Annotated in this window: 20 protein-coding genes; 11 read left to right on the top strand and 9 right to left on the bottom strand. The window is 67.9% G+C overall.

The features are described from left to right. Positions 1–26: 26 nt before the first annotated feature. The 4 genes from H7J73_RS30825 to H7J73_RS30840 are packed head-to-tail and all read left to right on the top strand — an operon-like array spanning position 27 to position 3,083. Entirely contained in the window at positions 27–770 is a 744-nt protein-coding gene (locus tag H7J73_RS30825) for a glycosyltransferase family 2 protein (protein WP_264071609.1), read from the top strand. Next, positions 767–1,708 carry an acyl-CoA dehydrogenase family protein gene (locus H7J73_RS30830; protein WP_264071610.1) on the top strand — a complete coding sequence of 314 codons (942 nt, stop codon included), beginning with the start codon at positions 767–769 and terminating at the stop codon, positions 1,706–1,708. The genes H7J73_RS30825 and H7J73_RS30830 overlap by 4 nt, the downstream gene beginning before the upstream one ends. After that, complete coding sequence (locus tag H7J73_RS30835) at positions 1,705–2,466, top strand: PIG-L deacetylase family protein (protein ID WP_435405607.1); 762 nt, start codon at positions 1,705–1,707, stop codon at positions 2,464–2,466. Before H7J73_RS30830 ends, H7J73_RS30835 begins: the two co-directional genes overlap by 4 nt. Then, a complete protein-coding gene (locus tag H7J73_RS30840) occupies positions 2,463–3,083 on the top strand; it encodes an SAM-dependent methyltransferase (RefSeq protein ID WP_264071612.1) in 621 nt (206 codons plus the stop codon). Before H7J73_RS30835 ends, H7J73_RS30840 begins: the two co-directional genes overlap by 4 nt. A gap of 281 nt (positions 3,084–3,364) precedes the next feature. On the opposite strand, the gene fadD8 is transcribed toward H7J73_RS30840, so the two are convergent. The 8 genes from fadD8 to H7J73_RS30880 all read right to left on the bottom strand — a co-directional run bounded on the left by fadD8 (position 3,365) and on the right by H7J73_RS30880 (position 12,244). Further along, positions 3,365–4,987: a fatty-acid--CoA ligase FadD8 gene (gene fadD8 / locus H7J73_RS30845; RefSeq protein WP_264071613.1), complete on the bottom strand. Its 1,623-nt coding sequence runs from the start codon at positions 4,985–4,987 to the stop codon at positions 3,365–3,367. A 63-nt stretch (positions 4,988–5,050) separates the two neighbouring features. Continuing rightward, positions 5,051–5,467 carry a YciI family protein gene (locus tag H7J73_RS30850; protein ID WP_264071693.1) on the bottom strand — a complete coding sequence of 139 codons (417 nt, stop codon included), beginning with the start codon at positions 5,465–5,467 and terminating at the stop codon, positions 5,051–5,053. A gap of 54 nt (positions 5,468–5,521) precedes the next feature. Further along, positions 5,522–8,206 carry a fumarate reductase/succinate dehydrogenase flavoprotein subunit gene (locus H7J73_RS30855; RefSeq protein WP_264071614.1) on the bottom strand — a complete coding sequence of 895 codons (2,685 nt, stop codon included), beginning with the start codon at positions 8,204–8,206 and terminating at the stop codon, positions 5,522–5,524. After that, positions 8,206–8,952 carry an ABC transporter ATP-binding protein gene (locus tag H7J73_RS30860; protein WP_264071615.1) on the bottom strand — a complete coding sequence of 249 codons (747 nt, stop codon included), beginning with the start codon at positions 8,950–8,952 and terminating at the stop codon, positions 8,206–8,208. The genes H7J73_RS30855 and H7J73_RS30860 overlap by 1 nt, the downstream gene beginning before the upstream one ends. After that, complete coding sequence (locus H7J73_RS30865) at positions 8,949–9,815, bottom strand: ABC transporter permease (RefSeq protein ID WP_264071616.1); 867 nt, start codon at positions 9,813–9,815, stop codon at positions 8,949–8,951. The genes H7J73_RS30860 and H7J73_RS30865 overlap by 4 nt, the downstream gene beginning before the upstream one ends. Then, positions 9,812–11,242 (bottom strand): ABC transporter substrate-binding protein, encoded by a 1,431-nt coding sequence (locus tag H7J73_RS30870; protein ID WP_264071617.1) that lies wholly within the window; start codon positions 11,240–11,242, stop codon positions 9,812–9,814. Before H7J73_RS30870 ends, H7J73_RS30865 begins: the two co-directional genes overlap by 4 nt. Positions 11,243–11,267: 25 nt before the next feature. Then, positions 11,268–11,495 (bottom strand): 4Fe-4S dicluster domain-containing protein, encoded by a 228-nt coding sequence (locus H7J73_RS30875; RefSeq protein WP_264071618.1) that lies wholly within the window; start codon positions 11,493–11,495, stop codon positions 11,268–11,270. Next, complete coding sequence (locus H7J73_RS30880) at positions 11,492–12,244, bottom strand: GntR family transcriptional regulator (protein ID WP_264071619.1); 753 nt, start codon at positions 12,242–12,244, stop codon at positions 11,492–11,494. Before H7J73_RS30880 ends, H7J73_RS30875 begins: the two co-directional genes overlap by 4 nt. Positions 12,245–12,573: 329 nt before the next feature. Between H7J73_RS30880 and H7J73_RS30885 the strand changes: the two genes are divergently transcribed. Genes H7J73_RS30885 through H7J73_RS30910 form a run of 6 tightly spaced genes read left to right on the top strand, consistent with a single transcriptional unit; the run spans position 12,574 to position 18,313 of the window. Continuing rightward, on the top strand, positions 12,574–13,533 hold the full coding sequence (locus H7J73_RS30885; protein ID WP_264071620.1) for an o-succinylbenzoate synthase: 960 nt from the start codon (positions 12,574–12,576) through the stop codon (positions 13,531–13,533). 54 nt (positions 13,534–13,587) lie between these two features. Continuing rightward, positions 13,588–14,556 carry a GlxA family transcriptional regulator gene (locus tag H7J73_RS30890; protein WP_264071621.1) on the top strand — a complete coding sequence of 323 codons (969 nt, stop codon included), beginning with the start codon at positions 13,588–13,590 and terminating at the stop codon, positions 14,554–14,556. An 8-nt stretch (positions 14,557–14,564) separates the two neighbouring features. Further along, positions 14,565–15,296: a DJ-1/PfpI family protein gene (locus tag H7J73_RS30895; protein ID WP_264071622.1), complete on the top strand. Its 732-nt coding sequence runs from the start codon at positions 14,565–14,567 to the stop codon at positions 15,294–15,296. A gap of 47 nt (positions 15,297–15,343) precedes the next feature. Continuing rightward, entirely contained in the window at positions 15,344–16,132 is a 789-nt protein-coding gene (locus tag H7J73_RS30900; protein WP_264071623.1) for an alpha/beta fold hydrolase, read from the top strand. 12 nt (positions 16,133–16,144) lie between these two features. Continuing rightward, a complete protein-coding gene (menD, locus tag H7J73_RS30905) occupies positions 16,145–17,785 on the top strand; it encodes a 2-succinyl-5-enolpyruvyl-6-hydroxy-3-cyclohexene-1-carboxylic-acid synthase (protein WP_264071624.1) in 1,641 nt (546 codons plus the stop codon). 3 nt (positions 17,786–17,788) lie between these two features. Then, positions 17,789–18,313 (top strand): DUF3592 domain-containing protein, encoded by a 525-nt coding sequence (locus tag H7J73_RS30910; protein ID WP_264071625.1) that lies wholly within the window; start codon positions 17,789–17,791, stop codon positions 18,311–18,313. Here H7J73_RS30910 and H7J73_RS30915 read toward each other — a convergent pair whose 3' ends face one another. Beyond that, positions 18,314–18,991 (bottom strand): DsbA family protein, encoded by a 678-nt coding sequence (locus H7J73_RS30915; protein WP_264071626.1) that lies wholly within the window; start codon positions 18,989–18,991, stop codon positions 18,314–18,316. A gap of 155 nt (positions 18,992–19,146) precedes the next feature. Here H7J73_RS30915 and H7J73_RS30920 point away from each other — a divergent pair, with 155 nt between their 5' ends. Next, positions 19,147–20,277 carry a glycosyltransferase family 4 protein gene (locus H7J73_RS30920; protein ID WP_264071627.1) on the top strand — a complete coding sequence of 377 codons (1,131 nt, stop codon included), beginning with the start codon at positions 19,147–19,149 and terminating at the stop codon, positions 20,275–20,277.

Here is a 20,277-nt window from a genome sequence, read left to right on the forward strand (position 1 = left end):
TCGCGGAAAACGGCTATCCACCTGGCGTGCCAGACCCTGCCTCGGTTGCAACCGGCTTTCATCAGGCTGCCGTTGTCGTCCCTGCCCACGATGAGGCCAGAAACCTGCCTCGGACTCTGCGCGCGGTCCTCACAGCGGCCGTCGGCGCGCCTGTGCCGGTCGCCGTGGTGGTCGTGCTCGACAGCTGTTCGGACAGCAGCACCCGGCTGGCCGGCCGCTATGGGCCGGACGTGCATTTCGTGACCGTCGAGGCGGGCAATGTCGGCGCGGCCCGCGCCGCCGGATTCTGCTTTGCCCGTTCGTTGTGGGGGGAGTCGCAGGACGCCACCACCTGGTACGCGACGACGGACGCGGACAGCAAGGTGGATCCGGATTGGTTGCTGCGTCAGATGAGCGCCGACGCCGACATGGTGTTGGGCGTGGTGCGGGTCAGTGACTGGCGCACACTCTCCCCGGCAGCGATCCGGCGCTATCTGAAGGCGTATCACGCCGACGTTTCCGCGGGCCGCCACAACCACATCCACGGCGCCAACATGGGTTTCCGTGCCGATGTCTACTGGGCCGTGGGCGGGTTCCGGGCGTTGTCGACCGGCGAGGATGTCGAACTGGTGGACCGGTTCGAGGCGGCCGGCTATCGCACTCACTGGGATGCCGGACTCTCGGTGACCACGTCCGCGCGTGCCAAAGGGCGCGCGCCCGGTGGGTTCGCGCAGCACCTCCGTGGCCTGTCGGAATCCGTGAAGCCCTCTGTGGCAGAAGATTTGGTATGACAGCCGGTTTGGTTCGGCAGTGGTTGGAATCCGGCCGGCTTGACCTTCCGCTGCCCGCCGCCGGGCAGACCGTCGAGCGCTGGCAGCGGTTGGCCGACCTGACCGAGAGCGATATCGTCGCGGGCCGACTGGCCGAAGCGCACGCTGACGCCGTCGCGATCCTGGCCGAGCTCGGTGGGCCGGCCCCGCGTGCCGGCGAGCTGTGGGCGGTGTGGGCCGCCGAAGCCCCCGATGCCGTGCTCACTGCCTCGACGCGCGGGGAAGCTGTGGCTCTCAGCGGCACCAAGGCGTGGTGTTCCGGTGCCGGCTTGTGTACCAACGCACTGGTGACAGCGCGGTTGGAGGACGGTAAGCGTGGACTGTTCGCCGTCCGGACCGCCGACCCGGCGGTGCGGGCTTTGCCGAGCACCTGGTGGAACGCTGGGATGGCCGGAAGCGATACGCGCTCAGTGCAATTCACCAGTGCTGCGGCGGTGCCGGTCGGCGATCCCGGTGACTATCTGAACCGGCCCGGTTTCTGGCACGGTGCCATCGGAGTCGCCGCCTGCTGGCTCGGGGGTGCCAGAGCGGTGGCCGCGCCGCTGTATCTGCGAGCGGGGCGTGAATCCGCCGATGCACACACACTCGCGCACCTCGGTGCGGTGGACGCTGCCCTCGCTGCGGCCGCCGCGACACTGGTGGTGTCCGCCTCGCGGATCGACCTCGATCCGTTCAACCAGTCCGGTGACGCGGAACTGGTCGCTCGGCGCGCCCGTGCGGTCGTCGAGAGCGCGGTCGACGAGGCGATCACCAGGACTGGTCGCGCGTTGGGGCCCGGACCGCTGGTCCAGGATGCCCCGCACGCTCGCCGAGTCGCCGATCTGACGGTCTATATCCGGCAGAGCCATGCCGAGCGGGACCTGGAAGCTCTTGGGCGCCTGGCAGGTTCGCGCCCGTGATGAGTGCGCAGGGTGGTAACGGGCCGCGCTTCGCGGCTGTGCCGCTCGACGGTGGTGGCACCACGGTCGGGGAGTGGCTGGCGGGTGACCGGCCGCCGCCGTTGGACACCACTGGCTGTCGCCGTCTGATCGTCGTCGGTGCCCACCCCGACGACGAGACCCTCGGCTTCGGGGGGACGTCAGCCCAGTTCGCGGCCGCGGGAGTCGAGGTCCAGGTGGTTTCGGCCACCGACGGAGGCGCCGCCTACCCGCGGATGTCGGTGTTCGACCGGATCCGCCTGGAGCGCACTCGTCGCAGCGAATTGATCAAGGCGACAAGCAGTCTCGGGCTCAGCGCACCGATCTTCCTCGGCTTGCCCGACGGTGCGGTGAACGAGCACGAAGACACCCTGACCGATCAGCTGGTGGAGATCCTCGACGGAGCGGCCAGTGATACCTGGCTGGCGGCCACTTGGCGCGGCGACGGGCACCCTGATCACGAGGCCGTCGGGCGGGCCGCCGCCGCGGCCGTCACCCACAGCGGCGCGACACTGCTGGAGTACCCGGTGTGGATGTGGCATTGGGCCACTCCCGGTGATCCCGACGTACCGTGGGACCGGGCCTACGCGGTGCACCTGGACCGTTCTGCTCTCGGCCGCAAGCAGCATGCGGCGCAGTGCTTTCGGAGCCAGTTCGAGTCGACGGCGACGCAGCCGGCACCTCTGCCGCCGTTTGTGTTGCGCAGGTTGTTGGCAGTGGGCGAGGTGGTGTTCCGGTGACCGCCCGCCTGCCCGACACGTACTTCGACCAGATATATGCCGACCGCGCCGATCCTTGGGATTTGGCGACCCGCTGGTACGAGCAGCGCAAGTACGCGATCACGTTGGCATTGCTTCCTGACCGGCGTTACCGGCACGCATTTGAACCGGGCTGTTCGATCGGTACCCTGACCGAACTGCTGGTGCAGCGCTGCGATCACGTGACCGCGATCGATATCGCCGAGGCCGCACTGGCCAGTGCGGCGGACCGCCTTGACGCTGCGGGGTGCCGCGGCCAGGTGACGCTGAGCCGTTCAGCGCTGGATGCGCCATGGCCCGCGGAACCGTTCGACCTGGTGGTGCTCAGCGAGGTCGGCTACTACCTCGATGCCGAGTTGCTGGCCGAGGTGCTACGCCGGGAATGTGCCCGGCTGCCCGGGGTGACTCTCGTCGCGGCGCACTGGCGGCACGACGTGGCCGACTATCCACTCACCGGTGACGAGGTTCACGACATCATCGCCGCGACGCCGGGTTTGGTGTCACTGGGCCGCTATCGCGACGACGACGTCGTTGTCGAAGTCTTCAGCGCCGACGGCGCCTCGGTGGCTGCCCGCGAGGGTGTGCCCGGCGCTCGGTGATGACAGTCAGACGGAACGCGCAGGGAGCACCGTGACATGTGCCCGCCTCTGAGCGAATCATCAGAGACTCACGCGCAATTCGCTGGTAGATGGGCAATTCGCTCAGAGGCGGGCAGAACGGTCAGTAGTGTCCCCCCGGCGGCCGCGCATCGGTCAGCCGACGGCGTTTAGTTTGTCGGCTTCCTCAGCCCGGCCTCGTCCCTCGGCGGCGCATCGGTCAGCCGACGGCGTTTAGTTTGTCGGCTTCCTCAGCCCGGCCTCGTCCCTCGGCCGCGCATCGGTCAGCCGACGGCTCGCCCGGCACCTTCCCAGAACCTTGCCCGCACCGCTTTCTTGTCGGGTTTCCCGAGCCCGGTCACCGGCAGCGCATCGACGATGAAGACCTGTTTCGGGACCTGCACCGAACCCTTGCGTTCCTTGACCGATGCCTGGATCTCGGCGGTCAGCGTCGCGACGGCAGCCTCGTCACTTGCGGCATCCCCGCGCAGCACCACGACGGCGGTGACGGTTTCGCCCCACTTGTCGTCGGGGGTGCCGACGACGCAGACCTGCGCCACCGAAGGGTGTTCGGCAACAACGTCTTCGACCTCACGCGGGTAGACATTGAAGCCGCCGGTGACGATCATGTCCTTGACCCGGTCGACGATGAACCAGTAGCCGTCCTCGTCCTCGCGGGCCATATCCCCGGTCCGCAGCCACCCGTCTTTGAACGTCTCGGCGGTCTGTTGCGGCAACTGCCAGTAGCCGCCGGAGAGCAAGGGGCCCGAGACGCACACCTCGCCGACCTCACCCTGCGGCACGGCGTTGCCCTCGGCATCGAGCAGTTCGCAACGGGCGAACAGCGTCGGACGCCCACACGAGGTCAACCGTTTCTCGTCGTGGTCCTTCTTGCCCAGGTACGAGATCGCCATCGGCGCCTCGGACTGGCCGTAGTTCTGCGCGAAGATCTGGCCGAACCGGTCGATGGCCTCGGCCAGCCGCACCGGGTTGATTGCGGAGGCCCCGTAGTAGACCGTCTCCAGCGACGACAGGTCCCGGGTCCGCGAATCCGGGTGATCCATCAGGGCGTACAGCATCGCGGGCACCACGAACGTCGCGGTGATCTTGTTCTCCTCGATGTAGGCCAGCGCGGCGCCCGGGTCGAACTTCGCCATCACGTGCATCTCGCCGCCCTTGATCAGGGTGGGGAGGAAGTAGGCGGCGCCCGCGTGCGAGAGCGGGGTGAGCATCAGGAACTTCGGGCTCTCGGGCCACTCCCATTCGGCGAGCTGGATCGTCGTCATGGTGGTGGTGGCCTGGCTCGTCATCATGACGCCCTTGGGCTTGCCGGTGGTGCCCCCGGTGTAGGACAGCCCGTTGACGTGGTCGGGCGAGAGATTGGCCGCGGTCAACGGCTTCGGCTCGTACTTCTCCGCCTCGGCGGTCAGGTCGACGACCTCTGATCCCGCGGCCGCTGCCGCGCTGGCGAGTTCGGCAGGAACCGGTCCGATCGTGAGCACCTGCTTGAGGGTGTCCACCTTGTCCAGCAAGCCGATGGCCCGCTCGACGAACATCGGATTGGGATCGATGATCAGCGTGGTCGACCCCGAGTCCGACAGCACATACGCGTGATCGTCCAGCGAGCCCAGTGGGTGCAGCGCCAGTCGGCGGTAACCCTGGGTCTGGCCGGCGCTGGTGATCATCAGCACCTCGGGTCGGTTGAGCGAGAGTAACCCCGACGTCTCGCCCGAACCGGCTCCGAGCCCCTCGAAGGCCTGGATGTACTGGCTGATCTTGGCGGCCAGCTGTCCGCCGGTCAGCGTCGTCTCGCCCAGATGCAGGACCGGCTTGTCCTTGTGCCGTTTGAGAGCACCGATCAGCAGGTGGCCGGAGTGGACGGGGTGGCGCAGCAGGTCATCACTCATGACAGCCACACTAGAACGTGTTGCAGTTTTAGTCAGCAAGCGGCCCAAACTCAGCGGCGACGGTTACTTCTCCTGCTCGTTACGCCACTTCCTCTCCTTCTGCACATACTCGTTGTCCTGCGGAAACTCCTCGATCGTCGGGATCCGGCGCACTTCGAGCTTCACGCCGGGGCCGAGTGGGCACTTCGTGGCCCACCTCGCGGCGTCTTCCCTGGAGGCGACGTCGATGATCCAGAACCCGTTGAACAGTGCGGCCTTCTCGCCGTAGGCGCCGTCGGTCACGGTCGGCGGGTCGGTGTCGAAATCGAGGACGAAGCCGCCGTCCTCGGGCGGCGCCAGACCCTCGCCGGAGACCATTGCGCCGGCGGCGATCAGCTCGTCGTTGTAGCGGCCCATCGTGGTGAGCATCTCGTCGAACGGGATGTCCTTGGACGCTTCCTCGGCTGCGTCGGTGGTCCGCATGATCATCATGTAGCGCATCGGTGTCTCCTCAGGTCGGGTCTCGCTCATACAGACACCGGGCCGGCCGTTAACTCATCGCTGGCTGCTCAACGCTCGTCGGGCATAGGCGCGGACATCGGCGTCACCGTCGTCCAGCGCGCCGGTCAGCGTGTCGCGGGCGGCGCTCTCCGATGCCGCCCACCGGGTCAACGTCAGTACCGCGGCCTTGCGGACGTCCAGGTGCGGATCGGCCAATGCACGTGACAGCGACGGCACTGCGGCCGACGGCGTCGCACCGGCCAGGGCGCGAACGGCGCCCTGGCGTACCTGCCACGCCGACTCGGTCAACGCCTGCTCGACGGCACCGAGGTCGGGCTCACCGCAGCCGACGTCGCCCAGCGCCGCCAGGGCGGCCGCGCGTACCAGCGGATCCGGATCGGCGACCAGCTTGCGGACCACCTCGATCCCGTCGCGCAGGGTGCCGAGCCCGTTGGCCACGGCGATCCGGACCTCCCGGTTGTCGTCGGACACCGCGGCCGCAACACCGACGCCGTCATCGACTGAGACCAGCGCCCGCACGGCCTCGATCCGCACCCGATGGTCGCGGTCGCGCAGCGCGGTCCGGTACAGCCCGGCCTCACCCACCTTGCGCGCGCTGAGGAGGTAGACGACGCCCCCGCGCACCACGGGATCGGGGGACTCGAGCAGCGCGGTCGCCGACGCGGGGTCGGGCAGCACTTCGACGAGTTCCCGGATACCGTCGGCCGCGACCCGCCGCACCGAGCCGTCCTCATCGGACAGCGCCGCGATCAGAGCGGGACCCCAACCGTCGCAGAGTGATTCGGTGAGGGCATCGACTGCGGTGCGCCGCACCCCGGCATTCGGGTCGGACAGAAACTCGGCGAGCTGCTCGATAGTGGGCGCCTCGAGCGCCAAGACGGCCGCGATCCGGGGGGACGGCGGTTCGGTGACCGCGGCCGCCGTGACGCGCGATGAGGCGGTGGCCGGCGCCTTTCCGGCGACCGCGGCGGGTTCCGTCACCGGGATGACGGTGTCATCGGCCGACGGCAGGTCGTCGAGCCCCGGCACCGGCACGAAATACGGTGCGACCGGGCGCTTCAGGAATTCCATGCCGCCGGCTGAGGTCTTGCGCAGGTTGAGGTGATAGCGCCAGTTCACGTCGTCGCGCTGGGGCAGATCGGACCGTTCGTGGTAGAGCCCCCACCGTGATTCGGTGCGGGTGAGCGACGACCGTGCCGCCATCTCGGCGCAGTCCCGGATGAACGTCACCTCGAGTGCACGCATCAACTCATGTGGTGTGCGGGCACCGATCCCGGCGACCTCGTCACGCATCCGCTCGAAGGTCTGGACCGCCAGCGACAACTTGGCCGCGGTCTTCGGTGGCGCCACGTAGTCGTTGACGAACCTGCGCAGCTTGTACTCGACCTGCGGTTGCGGCGGGCCATCCGGCTGACGCAGCGGACGGTAGATGAGCTCGTGGGCCTCCGCGATCTGATCCTCGGGAAGATGTTGCGGGGCTGTGACTTCGGCCAAAGTGGAGGCAGCGTGGCTACCTGCGAGATCACCGTAGACGAACGCGCCGATCATGTAGTTGTGCGGCACGCAGGCCAGATCGCCGGCGGCGTACAACCCGGGCACCGTCGTGCGGGCGTTCTCGTCGACCCAGACACCGGACGCGGAATGCCCACTACACAAACCGATTTCGGAGATGTGCATCTCGATATCGTGAGTCCGGTAGTCGTGCCCGCGGTTGGCATGGAAGGTGCCGCGGGTCGGGCGCTCGGTGGTGTGCAGGATGTTCTCCAACGCGGTCAGCGTCTCGTCGGGCAGATGGCTGACCTTGAGGTAGATGGGTCCGCGGGCCGATTCGATCTCGTTCTTGACCTCGGTCATCATCGCACCCGACCAGTAGTCGGAGTCGACGAAGCGTTCGCCCTTGGCGTTGACCTGGTATCCACCAAAGGGGTTGGCCACATAGGCGCAGGCCGGCCCGTTGTAGTCCTTGATCAGCGGGTTGATCTGGAAGCATTCGATACCGGACAGTTCGGCGCCTGCGTGATAGGCCATCGAATAGCCGTCACCGGCATTGGTCGGGTTTTCGTAGGTGCCGTACAGGTAGCCGGATGCGGGCAGACCGAGGCGGCCGCACGGCCCGGTGGCGAGGATCACGGCCTTCGCCCCGACGACGACGAACTCCCCGGTGCGGCTGTTGAGCGCGGCCGCTCCGACCGCCCGGCCGTCTTCGGTGAGGACGCGCACCGGCATCAGCCGGTTCTCGATCTGGATCTTCTCGCGCATCGAGCGCTGGCGCAGCACCCGGTAGAGCGCCTTCTTGACGTCCTTGCCCTCGGGCATGGGCAGCACATAGGAACCCGAACGGTGCACCCGGCGCACCGCGTAGTCGCCGTGCTCGTCCTTTTCGAACTTGACGCCGTAACGCTCCAACCGCTGCACCATCGCGAAGCCGCGAGTGGCGGTCTGATAGATGGTGCGCTGGTTGACGATTCCGTCGTTGGCGCGGGTGATCTCGGCGACGTAATCCTCGGGTTCGGCCTTACCGGGGATGACGGCATTGTTGACACCGTCCATACCCATTGCCAGTGCGCCGGAGTGCCGCACGTGGGCCTTCTCCAGCAGCAGCACCTGGGCGCCCTGTTCGGCCGCGGACAGCGCGGCCATCGTCCCCGCGGTGCCTCCGCCGATCACCAGCACGTCGCAGTCCAGCCGGATCGCGGCGCCGCGTTCGGGAATCTCCATCAGCTGATCAGCTCCGTATTATCAAGGGCAGCAAGGATTTCTGCCCGCAGTGCGGTGCGCTCGCTATCGGGGGAGCGCGGGGTGGGCACGTCGACGAGGGCCCGCAGCGGCTGCCCGGCCCGGCCGAGGACCGCCACGCGGTCGCCGAGCCGCAGCGCCTCGTCGACGTCGTGGGTGACGAACACGATCGTCGTCGGATGGGTGCGCCAGGTCTCGATGAGCAGGCGCTGCATGCTGGTGCGGGTCTGGGCGTCCAGGGCCCCGAACGGTTCGTCCATCATCACCGCGCGGGGATTACCCGCCAGCCCCCGGGCTAGTTGCACGCGCTGCCGCATCCCGCCGGACAGGCTCTTGGGCAGATAGTCCTCAAACCCGGTCAGCCCGACATCGGCGATCCAGCGCAGCGCCTCGGCGCGCCGGCCCGCTCGCGGCAGACCGGCCAGCTTCAGGGCCAATTCCACATTGGAACGCACTGTGCGCCAGGGCAACAGCGCGCTGTCCTGGAACACCATGGCGCGGTCGCGCGAGGTCGTCGTGACCGGATCACCGTCGGCCAGGATCTGCCCGGAATCCTGGCGCAGCAGTCCGGCCAGCGCTCGCAGCACCGTCGACTTTCCGCAGCCTGACGGCCCGGTGAGCACCATGATTTCGCCGGGCCGCACCGTGAGGTCGAGCCGGTTCACCACCGGTGCACCGCCATAACTGAGCACCAGATCGCTGACGGTCAGACTCATTCCGGCGGTCATCGGGCGTTCTCCCCACCGCGGGGCAGCCAGCGGGTCGCGCGTCTGCCGATGACTTCGACGGCCGCCGACGTCGCGAAACCCAGCACCCCGATGGTGATGATGCCGACGAACACCTCCGGGTAGGCCAGCACGGTGTAGGCCTGCCAGGTGCGGTAGCCGACGCCCAAGCGGCCCGAGATCATCTCGGCGGAGATCACGCAGATCCACGCCACCCCGATCCCCACCGACAACCCGCCGAACACACCGGGCTGAATTCCGGGCAGCACCACGCGGATCAGGACGTCCCAGCGTGAGCCGCCGAGCGTGCGCACCGAGTCCTCCCAGATGGTGGGCAGCGCGCGCACGGCGTGGCGAGTGCTGACCATGATCGGGAAGTACGCGGCCAGGAACGTGATGAAGACGATGCCCGCTTCGTCGCTGGGGAACAGCAGGATCGCCACCGGGACGATGGCGATCGCCGGGATGGGCCGCGTCAGCTCGGTCAGCGGGCCGAGCACAGTGGCGAACGCTGTCGAGCGGCCGAGCAGGATGCCTGTCACCACCCCGATGACCGCCGCCAGCGCGAAGCCGGTCAGGATCCGGATCAGCGACTGCCCGAGGTCGAGCCAATACTCCTGGGCGCCAACACGTCTACCGAACGCACCCGCGATCTCGGTCACCGTCGGCAGCGTGTCGAATCGCAGCCACAGCCGGACATGGTTTGCGGTCAGCACCTGCCACAACGCGATGGCCGCCGCGACGGACGTGAGCCGCACCGTCCAGGCGCGCCACGGCCGCCACCGCCCCCGCGGTCCCGCTGCCACCCTCGAAGTGGCGACCCCGGCGGCGACCGGGCCGGCGAGAACCGCCGGTTGCGTGGTCATACCGCGCCTGCCAACGCCTGTTGGTAGTCGACGACCGCGGTACCCGGGTGGGTCGCGATATAGCGCTGGGCGCCCGCATCGGTATCGAACGGAAGGTAGGCCCCGGTGCTCTTGTCGGGGCTCTGCACCCAGACCGAGCGGTCGGCGAACCACCGGGTGCCCAACTCGGTGTCGGGGACGTACGCGGCGATCACCTTCTCGCCCTTGGCGTTCGCGTCGCGGACCGCCTTGAGCAGGCAGCCTGGGTTCGCGGCGGGCTGGGTGGTGTCGTGTCCGTCGATCCACAGCTCCCCGGCCAGCGCCGGGTCGGTGACGGGGACGTTGCAGACCGGATCCTGGCCGGTGATCGGCGTCGGATTGGCCGTGTCCGCCAGTGCGGTGTCGTAGTTCTGGTTGCGGTCGGCGAACGCCTTGCGCAGCGGGCCGTCGACGACGAACTTGTCGATATCCAGGTCAGCGAAGTCCCCGATCGACTTCAGGTACGGCACATCGCTTTTCAGCGCGTCGATCAGTGACGGCTTGAGGGTGGCGTCGAACGACACCGCGCCCCCTGGCCCGTTGTAGAGATACACCACTTCCTGCGGCAACCCGCTGCCCTGTGCGACGAGTTGGGCCGATTCCAGCGGCTTGTCGTGCAGGAACTCGGTGGCGTCGAGCTGCGCCTGCAGGAACGCGTCGAGTACCTCGGGATGCTGGGCGGCGTAATCGCGTCGGACCACCACGCCGTGGAAGGTGGGCACACCCAGCTCGGCGCCGTCGAACAGCAACCGGGCCTTGTTCTGGAAGGCCAGCAGCCCCGGCCACGCGACGAACTGCGCAAGGGCGGCGACCTGACCGGATTCCAGTGCCGACGCGCCGACCTGTGGCTGCTGGTTCAGCACCTCCACGCCGGTCTTCGGATCGATGCCCGCCTTGGTCAGCGCCCGCACCAACGTGCCGTGGCCGGCGGAGCCGACGCTGGCCGAGACCTTCTGACCGCGCAGATCGGTCAGCGTCTTGGCGGGTGAAGTCGGGTCGACCACAACCATGTTCAGCGCGCCCTTGGCGTTATAGCCGGTGACCGATACCAGTTCGGTCTTGGCGCGCTCTCCTGCCTGGGTCTTGGAGCCGTTGATCAGCAGCGGGTAGTCACCCATCGACCCGATATCGATCTTCTCGGCCAGCATCTGGGCGGTGATCGGGGCGCCGGTGTCGTAGTCCTGCCATTGCACGGTGTACTTGACGTTTGTGCGTTTGGCGATGTCGTCCAGGCGTTTCTCCAGAAAGCCCTTGGCGCGCAACAGGGCGCCGGCGGTGACCGTGTTGATGGTCTTGGACTGGTAGCCGATGACCACGGTGACCTCGTCTGCCGATGGTGTCGCGGAGTCCAGGGAGCAGCCGGCGAGCACCGTCGTCAGGGCAGCGAGCATCGCAACGATACGTTTCATGAAAGGTCCTTCTGCGTAAAGGAAGTCAGCGAATGAGGTAGGGCATGTTGACGGTGACGGCGCCGGTGGGGCAGCGGGCGGCGCACGGGCCGCAGTACCAGCACTCGTCGACGTGCATGAACGCCTTGCCGTTTTCGGGATTGATCGCCAACGAGTCGAGCGGACAGATATCCACACACAACGTGCAGCCGTCGATACACAGTGACTCGTCGATCGTCACCGGAACGTCGGTCCGTTGGTTGACCAAGGTCATGTACTTCCCCTTAATAGATTGCCCCGCAGAGTGATTCGGTCACCACGCATGCGGATGTATTCGAGGTCGACGGGCCGGCCGCCGTCCAGGTGGGTCAGGCGCTCAAGCAGCAGCGTGGCGGCACCGTCGGGCACAGCCAGGATGGCCGCGGAATGCGCGTCGGCCGGGACCGCCTCTACCGCCAGCGATGCCGACCCCAGCGGACCGCCGATCACCCGCTCGATCAGCGCGAAGATGTCATTGGTTTCCAGCGAATGCTCCAGCACCGCCTCGCCGATATCGCGGGCCAGGTAGGTCATGTCGAGGCTCAGCGGCAGATCGCCGAGATAACGCAGGCGCTCGACGAAGACAACGCGCTCACCGGCGGGCAGCTGCAGGCGGCTGGCGACCGAGGGCGGCGCGGCCACCGTCATCGCGGCGCGCACTTCGTTGCGGATATCGCCGTAACCCTTGAAGGTTTCCTTCAGCCCGACGAGCGCGTCGAGGCCGTGGTCGTATTTGCGGATCGCGACGTGGGTGCCCACCTTGGTGCCGCGCTCGATGATGCCCTCGTCTTTGAGCGTCGTCAGTGCCTCACGGACGGTGTTGCGGGAGACGAAGAAGTCGGCGGCCAGCGTCGCCTCGGGTGGCAGGCCGTCGGGATATCCACCGGCGTGGATCTGATGGCGCAGCACATCGGCGACCAGACGGGCCTGATCGGCACGTGCGCGCCGAATAGGAGTCGGCTCGGCGAGGTTCTCTAACTCCACGGTCAATCACGCTAAAGGCTGGTTGGCGGCGTTCCAGAAGCGTGGAAAACCGTCGTGCACGACGTCGGGGATTGCGCCGCCGGCCACCGCCGCACACCGGCGATGTACCTGCCCAAACCGGCGCGGAGTGTGTTATTGCGCCACCACCAGGACGCCGTCGCGAATTGCGATCCCGGTGAGCCGAAATGCGGGCGGCCCCGGTCGCCGCAGCACTCCTCCTCATCGCTCGTTCCTCGTTCTGCATCGGTCGTGCGCTATCGGGATTTGGCGCACTCCTCCTCATCGCTCGTTCCTCGTTCTGCATCGGTCGTGCGCCTACCATTGGGGCCATGCGGCCCTCGCTCGACGACATCCTGGACCGTGTCCACGTCGTCTCACTGCCGATGCGGGTGCGGTTCCGCGGGATCACCGTCCGCGAGGTCGCCCTGATCGACGGTCCCGCCGGCTGGGGTGAGTTCGGCGCCTTCCTGGAGTACGACCACACCGAAGCCGCGCACTGGCTCGCGTCGGCCCTCGAATCCGCTTATGCGCCAGCGCCACCGACGCTGCGCAACAGCGTTCCGATCAACGCGACCGTGCCCGCCGTCCGCGCGGACCAGGTGCCCGACGTGCTGGCCCGCTTCCCCGGCACCCGTACCGCCAAAGTGAAGGTTGCCGAGCCCGGGCAGAGCCTGACCGACGACGTCGCGCGTGTGGGGGCCGTGCGCGCCCTGATCCCGACCGTCCGCGTCGATGCCAACGGCGGCTGGAGCGTGGACGAGGCCGTCGCGGCCGCGCGTGCGCTGACCGCCGACGGCCGGCTGGAATACCTGGAACAGCCATGCGCGACAGTGGCCGAGCTCGCCGAGGTACGGCGCCGCGTCGACGTCCCGGTTGCCGCCGACGAGAGCATCCGCAAGGCCGAAGATCCGCTGCGTGTGGTGAAGGCCGGGGCCGCCGACGTTGCGGTGCTGAAAGTTGCACCACTGGGTGGAATTTCGAAGATGCTGGCGATCGCCGCCCAGATCGATCTGCCGATCGTGGTATCCAGCGCGCTGGATTCTGCGGTCGGCATCGGCGTCGGGCTGACGGCCGCCGGCGCGCTCCCGACGCTGCGGCACGCCTGCGGGCTCGGCACGGGTGGGCTGTTCGTCGAGGACGTCGCCGAGCGGGCCACCCCAGTCGACGGCCACCTCCCGGTCGGACCCGTCGTCCCCGACCCGGCGCGGCTGGCGGCGTTGCGGGCACCCTCAGACCGCCGCGACTGGTGGATCGACCGCATCCGCGCCTGCTACGCCGTCCTGTCCTGATCTGTGGGGTACGCGGCGTAGACGACACCCGCTTCAGGGACCACGATGACAGGCATGAAGCGCTCCGTGCTGCTGCTGGGGTTCCCGGGAATCCAGGCGCTCGACCTGGTCGGTCCGGCGGAGGTGTTCGCGGCCGCGACGCTGAAGTTGGCAGCCGAAGGTAAGGACGAATCCGGCTACGACGTCATCGTCGTCTCGTCGGGCGGCGCGCCGTTCGATACGGGCACTGGCCTGGCGTTCGCCGCGCAACCGCTGCCTGCTCCGACCGTGCCGGTCGACACCCTCGTGCTACCGGGTGGCCGCGGGCAGGACGACGTCCGAGCCGACGCCGACCTGATGGCCTGGATCCGGACCATGAGCGCGAATGCGCGACGGGTGGTCAGCGTGTGCACCGGCGCCTTCCTCGCCGCCGAGGCGGGGCTGCTCGACGGCTGCCGCGCCACCACGCACTGGGCCTACACCGATCGGCTGGCCCGCGAGTACCCGGCAGTAGACGTCGATCCCGATCCGATCTTCCTGCGCAGTTCGGAACACGTGTGGACCGCCGCCGGTGTCACCTCCGGTATCGATGTGTCGCTGGCGCTCGTCGAGGATGACCACGGCCACGAGCTCGCCCAGTCCGTCGCCCGCTGGCTGGTGCTGTACCTGCGCAGGCCCGGCGGTCAGACACAGTTCGCTGCCCCGGTCTGGATGCCGCGGGCCAAACGCGCCCCGATCCGTCAGGTGCAGGAAGCGATCGAAGCCGAACCCGGTGCCGCGCACTGTATTTCGGACCTGGCCAGCCGCGCGGCAATGAGCCCGCGACATTTCACCCGGGTCTTCACCGAAGAGGTCGGCGAGGCACCGGGGGCGTACGTCGAACGCATCCGCACCGAGGCCGCGCGCAGGCAACTCGAAGAGACCGACGACACCGTCGCGGCGATAGCCGCCCGCTGCGGGTTCGGGACCGCGGAAACCATGCGCCGCAACTTTATTCGTCGGGTCGGGGTCCCGCCCGACCGCTACCGCACCGCTTTTGCTTAGGAGCCCACATGACCCAGATCGCCATCGTCGTGTATCCGGGATTCACCGCGCTCGACTTCATCGGGCCCTACGAGGTGCTACGCAACCTCCCCAACACCGAAATCCGATTCGTCTGGCATGAACCCGGCCCGATCACCGCCGATTCCGGTGCACTGATCGTCGGCGCCACCCATTCGTTCGACGAGACGCCCGACCCGGATCTACTGCTGGTGCCCGGTGGGATGACCACCTTCGAGCATGCCCGCGACGAGACCCTGCTCGACTGGGTGTGCGCGGCCCACGAGAGCGCGCTGTGGACGGCGTCGGTCTGCTCGGGCTCGGTGATCCTGGCCGCCGCCGGCCTGCTCAAGGGCAAGCGCGCGACCTCGCACTGGATGGCCGTGCCCACGCTCAAGGCCTTTGGCGTCACACCGGTCGGCGACGAACGCATCGTCGTCGCCGAGCACCCGCCGAACGGGCTGGTGACAGCGGCAGGGGTGTCGGCCGGTATCGACCTGGGGTTGTGGTTGGCCGGGCAGATCGGCGGCGAGGCCAAGGCGAAAGTCATCCAGCTCGTCATCGAATACGACCCCCAGCCGCCGTTCGATTCCGGGCATCTGTCGAAGGCGTCCGTCGCGACCAAGGCGGCCGCCACCGCGCTGCTCGGCAAGGAACAGTTGACAGCGATGGCGCTGAAGGCCACCACCCTGCTGCTGTGGGACCAGGCCATCACCAAGTCGCGACTTCGGCGTGTGAAGTAGCGCTCAGCGCGACCGGGCACGCCCAAAGCGTGAAGTACCTTCTTTGGGTGACAGATCTGGCCTATGACGACCGTGGCCGTGGCGCCCCAATCCTGTTCATCGCGGGCGCCGGAGGGGCCGGCCGCACCTGGCAACTACACCAGGTCCCGGCGCTGCAGAAGGCCGGCTACCGGGTGATCACCTTCGACAACCGCGGTATCGGCGCCACCGAGAACGAAACCGGTTTCGACACCGCGACGATGGTCGCCGACACTGCCACCCTGATCGAGGAACTCGTCGGCGGGCCGGTGCGTCTGGTGTCGGTGTCGATGGGCTCCTTCATCGCCCAGGAGTTGATGCTCGCCCGACCCGAATTGGTCAGTCAGGCGGTGCTATTGGCTACCCGGGGCCGCCTCGACCGCACTCGCGCGTTCTTCAACCAGGCCGACTCCGTCCGGCTCGACTCAGGGGTGCAGTTGCCGCCGGAGTACCACGCCAAGGTCCGCATGTTGGAGAGCTTTTCACCGAAGACCCTCAACGACGACCGCGTCGCGGGGGAGTGGCTGGAGATGTTCACCATGTTCCCGATCAAGACCACCCCCGGGGCGCGCGCACAACTTGGCGTCGCCCCGTTCACCGACCGGCTGGCCGCTTACCGGCGCATCACCACCGACGTGCTGGTGATCGGGTTCGCCGACGACGTGGTGACGCCGCCGTATCTGGGTGCCGAGGTCGCCAAAGCCATCCCGAACGCGCGCTACCTGGAGATTCCCGATACCGGACACCTCGGTTTCATCGAGCGGCCCGATGTCGTCAACGCCGAGATCGTGAAATTCTTCCGTGCTCCTGCGGTATGACACCCTGGAAACATGAACCCATCGACGGCACAGGCACGCATCGTCGTCGACGAACTGATCCGTGGCGGCGTCCACGACGTCGTCCTGTGCCCCGGCTCGCGTAACGCGCCGCTGGCGTTCGCGCTGGCCGATGCCGACCGCGCCGGCCGGGTGCGCCTGCATGTGCGGATCGACGAGCGCACCGCCGGCTACCTGGCCATCGGCCTGTCCACCGGGGACGACATGCGCCCGGTCTGCATCGCGATGACCTCGGGCACCGCCGTGGCGAACCTCGGGCCCGCGGTCGTGGAAGCGAACTACGCCCGCGTGCCGTTGATCGTGCTCAGCGCCAACCGGCCGTATGAGCTGCTCGGCACCGGCGCCAACCAGACGATGGAACAGCTCGGCTTTTTCGGCACCCAGGTCCGCGAGACGATCAGCCTCGGGTTGGCCGAGGGATCACCGGAGCGGATGGACGCCCTGGCCGCGCAGTGGCGGTCGGCGACGTGCCGGGTTCTGGTCGCCGCGACGGGTGCCCGCACCGCGAACGCCGGGCCGGTGCAGTTCGACATCCCGCTGCGCGAGCCGCTGGTACCCGATCGCGACCAGAACCACGACAACTCGCTGCCGCCGGGACGCCCGAATGAGCGGCCGTGGACCTTCACTCCGCCGGTGACCTTCGACCAGCCCGTCGATATCGACCTGACACCGGACACCGTCGTCGTGGCCGGCCATGGCGCCGGCGTGCACCCGAACCTGGCCGCGCTGCCCACCGTCGCCGAGCCGACGGCGCCGGTGGCCGCCAACCCGCTGCACCCGCTGGCGTTGCCGTTGTTGCATCCGCAGCAGGTGATCATGGTCGGCAGGCCGACGTTGCACCGGCCGGTGTCGGCGCTGCTGGCCGACCCGTCGGTGCCGGTGCTGGCGTTGACGACCGGGCCGCGCTGGCCCGATGTGTCGGGTAACTCCCAGGCCACCGGTACCAGAGCGGTGACGACAGGCACACCCGACGCGGCGTGGCTGCACCGCTGCGCCGAGGTCAACCGGGCGGCGCTGCGTGCGGTGCACACCCAACTCGATGCCCACCCGTTGACCACCGGGTTGCACGTCGCGGCGGCGGTGGCCGGGGCGCTGCGCGACGGCGATCAGCTGGTGCTCGGCGCGTCCAACCCCGTCCGCGATATCGCGCTGGTGGGCCTGACGCCGCCTGGTGTGAAGGTCCGCTCCAACCGCGGTGTGGCCGGTATCGACGGCACGGTATCCACGATCATCGGGGCGGCACTGGCGCATGAGCGGTCCGGCGGGCGGACGGTGGCGCTGATCGGGGATATGACGTTCGTGCACGACAGTTCCGGTCTGCTGATCGGGCCGACGGAACCGATTCCGCAGCAGTTGACGATCGTGGTGTCCAACGACAACGGTGGAGGCATCTTCGAACTGCTCGAGCAGGGCGATCCGCGGTTCTCCGATGTTTCGGCGCGGGTGTTCGGCACTCCGCACGACGTCGATGTCGGCGCCCTGTGCCGGGCCTATCACGTCGAAAGCAGGCAGATCGAGGCCGCCGATCTGGTGGCGGCGCTTGACGAACCGTTCACCGGTATGCGGGTGCTCGAGGTCAAGGCCGACCGCTCCACGCTGCGGCGGCTGCACGCGTCGATCAAAGCCGCCCTCTGACGCATGGCTACTGTCGCACCGAAGAAACCCCTGCTTGTCTCACTGAAAGCATTGTGGCGCACGCTGATTCACGGGCCGGGCGGAGAAACCTCGCATACCAAGGCCGGCCGGCTGATCCGCTGGGCCCGCATCGGGGTGCTGATTCTGGTCACACTGGTCACGCTGCAGTCGGTGCTGCTGGTCGCCGGCGCCTGGCGCAACGACCTGGCCATCGAAGCCAACATGGGGGTGGCCCCGGCGGAGGTGCTCAGTGCGGGCCCGCGGCGTTCGACCGTCGAGTTCGTCACGCCGGACCGGGTGACCTACCGGCCCGAACTCGGGGTGCTGTACCCGTCCGAATTGGCCACCGGCATGCGGATCTACGTCGAGTACGACACCACCAACCCGGACCTGGTCCGGGTGCAGCACCGCAACGCCGCCCTGGCCATCGTGCCCGCGGGGTCGATCGCGGTGGTCGGGTGGCTGATTGCGGCCGCGGCCCTGATCGGGTTGGCGCTCCTGGAGAAGCGCCTGGAGCGCCCACGCTGATCACGTGGTCTGTAGCAGATGATCCAGCCAGGCGTCGTCGCTGATATCGACGGTTTGGTGCTGCTTGAGGTTGTAAACCACTGGGGTGCCAGGGCTTTCCGGGCTCTCGTCGGACAACAGGGTTTCGTTCTGCGCCGCCAGCTCGTCGGTGTCCACGGCCGAGTCGCCGTCGCCGATGCGGGCTACGACGTGGTCGGACAGTCCGCTCTCGCGCGCGATGCCGGCGAAGTCCTCATTGGTGTAGTCCACGGACGACAGCTGCTGATTCGCCCATAGGTCCTCGACGAAGTTCTGGAAGGTCGCTGCCGTGGTCGACGGCTCGACCGCCAGGAACAGGGCATTGGTGACGACGGCGGAGTAGTCGATTTCGTACTGGTCGTCGAGGAACGTCATCGGCCGATAGGTCACCGAGAGCTCGCCGGATTCGATGTGGCGCTTGATGTCTTCGCCGAAAGTGGCCTGCAGGTGGGCGCAGTGCGAGCACTGTGGTTCGGTGAAGATCTCCAACTGCACCGGCGCATCGGCGAACCCGGCGACGATCCCGAACCCGTCAGAGGTTGCCGCGACCCCGGGCTGATGGGGATCGGGTCGGGCGACGCCGTCGACCTCGCGTGAGCAACCGGTCAGGGTCAATGCCGCCGCGGCCGTGAGTGCAATGGCCTTCCTCAAGTACCGCATGGCAGCCCCCTTCGATTGTGAGAACGGTACTCTGCAATCCGGCTATGGCAATCCGGCTGTGCTGCAGTCGCCCGGCTGAAAGAACCCACCGGCTTTTCGCGTGTCATCTGCATTCTCGCAACCTGTCGGAAAGGCGTTGCTGACAACCTGGTGGCGTGCGCGTTGCAGTCGTCGCAGAGAGCTTCCTGCCCAATGTCAACGGAGTCACCAACTCGGTGCTGCGGGTGCTGGAGCATCTTCGCTGCACCGGTCATGAAGCGTTGGTGATCGCCCCCGATACGCCGCGCGGTGAACCTGCCGCGGTCCGGGTGCATGACGGGATCCGGGTGCACCGGGTGCCCTCGCACCTCTTCCCGAAGGTCACGTCACTACCTTTGGGGCTGCCGATGCCGCGAATCGTGGGTGTGCTCCGCGGGTTCGATCCCGATGTGGTCCATCTGGCGTCGCCTGCTCTGCTCGGCTACGGCGGACTGCAGGCGGCCCGTGTTCTGAATGTGCCGACGGTGGCCGTCTTCCAGACCGATGTCGCCGGTTTCGCGGCCAGCTACGGGATGGGCATGGCATCCCGCGCTGCGTGGGCGTGGACCCGACACCTGCACTCCCGTGCCGATCGAACCCTGGCCCCGTCGTCAGCGGCTATGGAAGACCTAGCCGCGCATCGCATTCCCCGCGTACACAAATGGGCGCGCGGGGTGGATGTCGCCGGTTTCGTGCCGTCAGCCCGCAGTGCGGGGCTGCGCAGTCGGTGGTCGCCGACGGGCAAGCCGATCATCGGATTCGTCGGCCGGCTGGCACCGGAGAAGCACGTCGAGCGGTTCGCTGCGCTGGCCGCGCGAGATGATCTGCAACTCGTCATCGTCGGTGACGGTGTGGACCGCCAGAAGCTCCAGAGTGCGCTTCCCTCGGCGGTTTTCACCGGTGCGCTCTACGGTGCCGAGCTGGCCGCCGCCTACGCCAGCATGGATGTGTTCGTCCATCCCGGTGAGCACGAGACGTTCTGTCAGACGGTGCAGGAGGCGATGGCCTCGGGCGTTCCGGTCATTGCGCCGAACGCTGGTGGACCGCGTGACCTGGTGGTGCCGTGGCGTACCGGTCTGCTGCTCGATGTCCCCGAATTCGAGACGCGCCTCGGTGCGGCCGTCGATCATCTGCTCGCCGAACGGCCCCGTTACGCCCAGCTGGCCCGTCGCAGCGTCTTGACCCGCACCTGGCCGTCGATCTGCCAGGAGCTCCTGGGGCATTATGACGCCGTCCTGCCCCGCTACGCCCAATTCCGGGCTGCCTAG

The sequence above is a fragment of the Mycolicibacterium komossense genome (genome assembly GCF_025822605.1).
Classification (GTDB): domain Bacteria; phylum Actinomycetota; class Actinomycetes; order Mycobacteriales; family Mycobacteriaceae; genus Mycobacterium; species Mycobacterium komossense.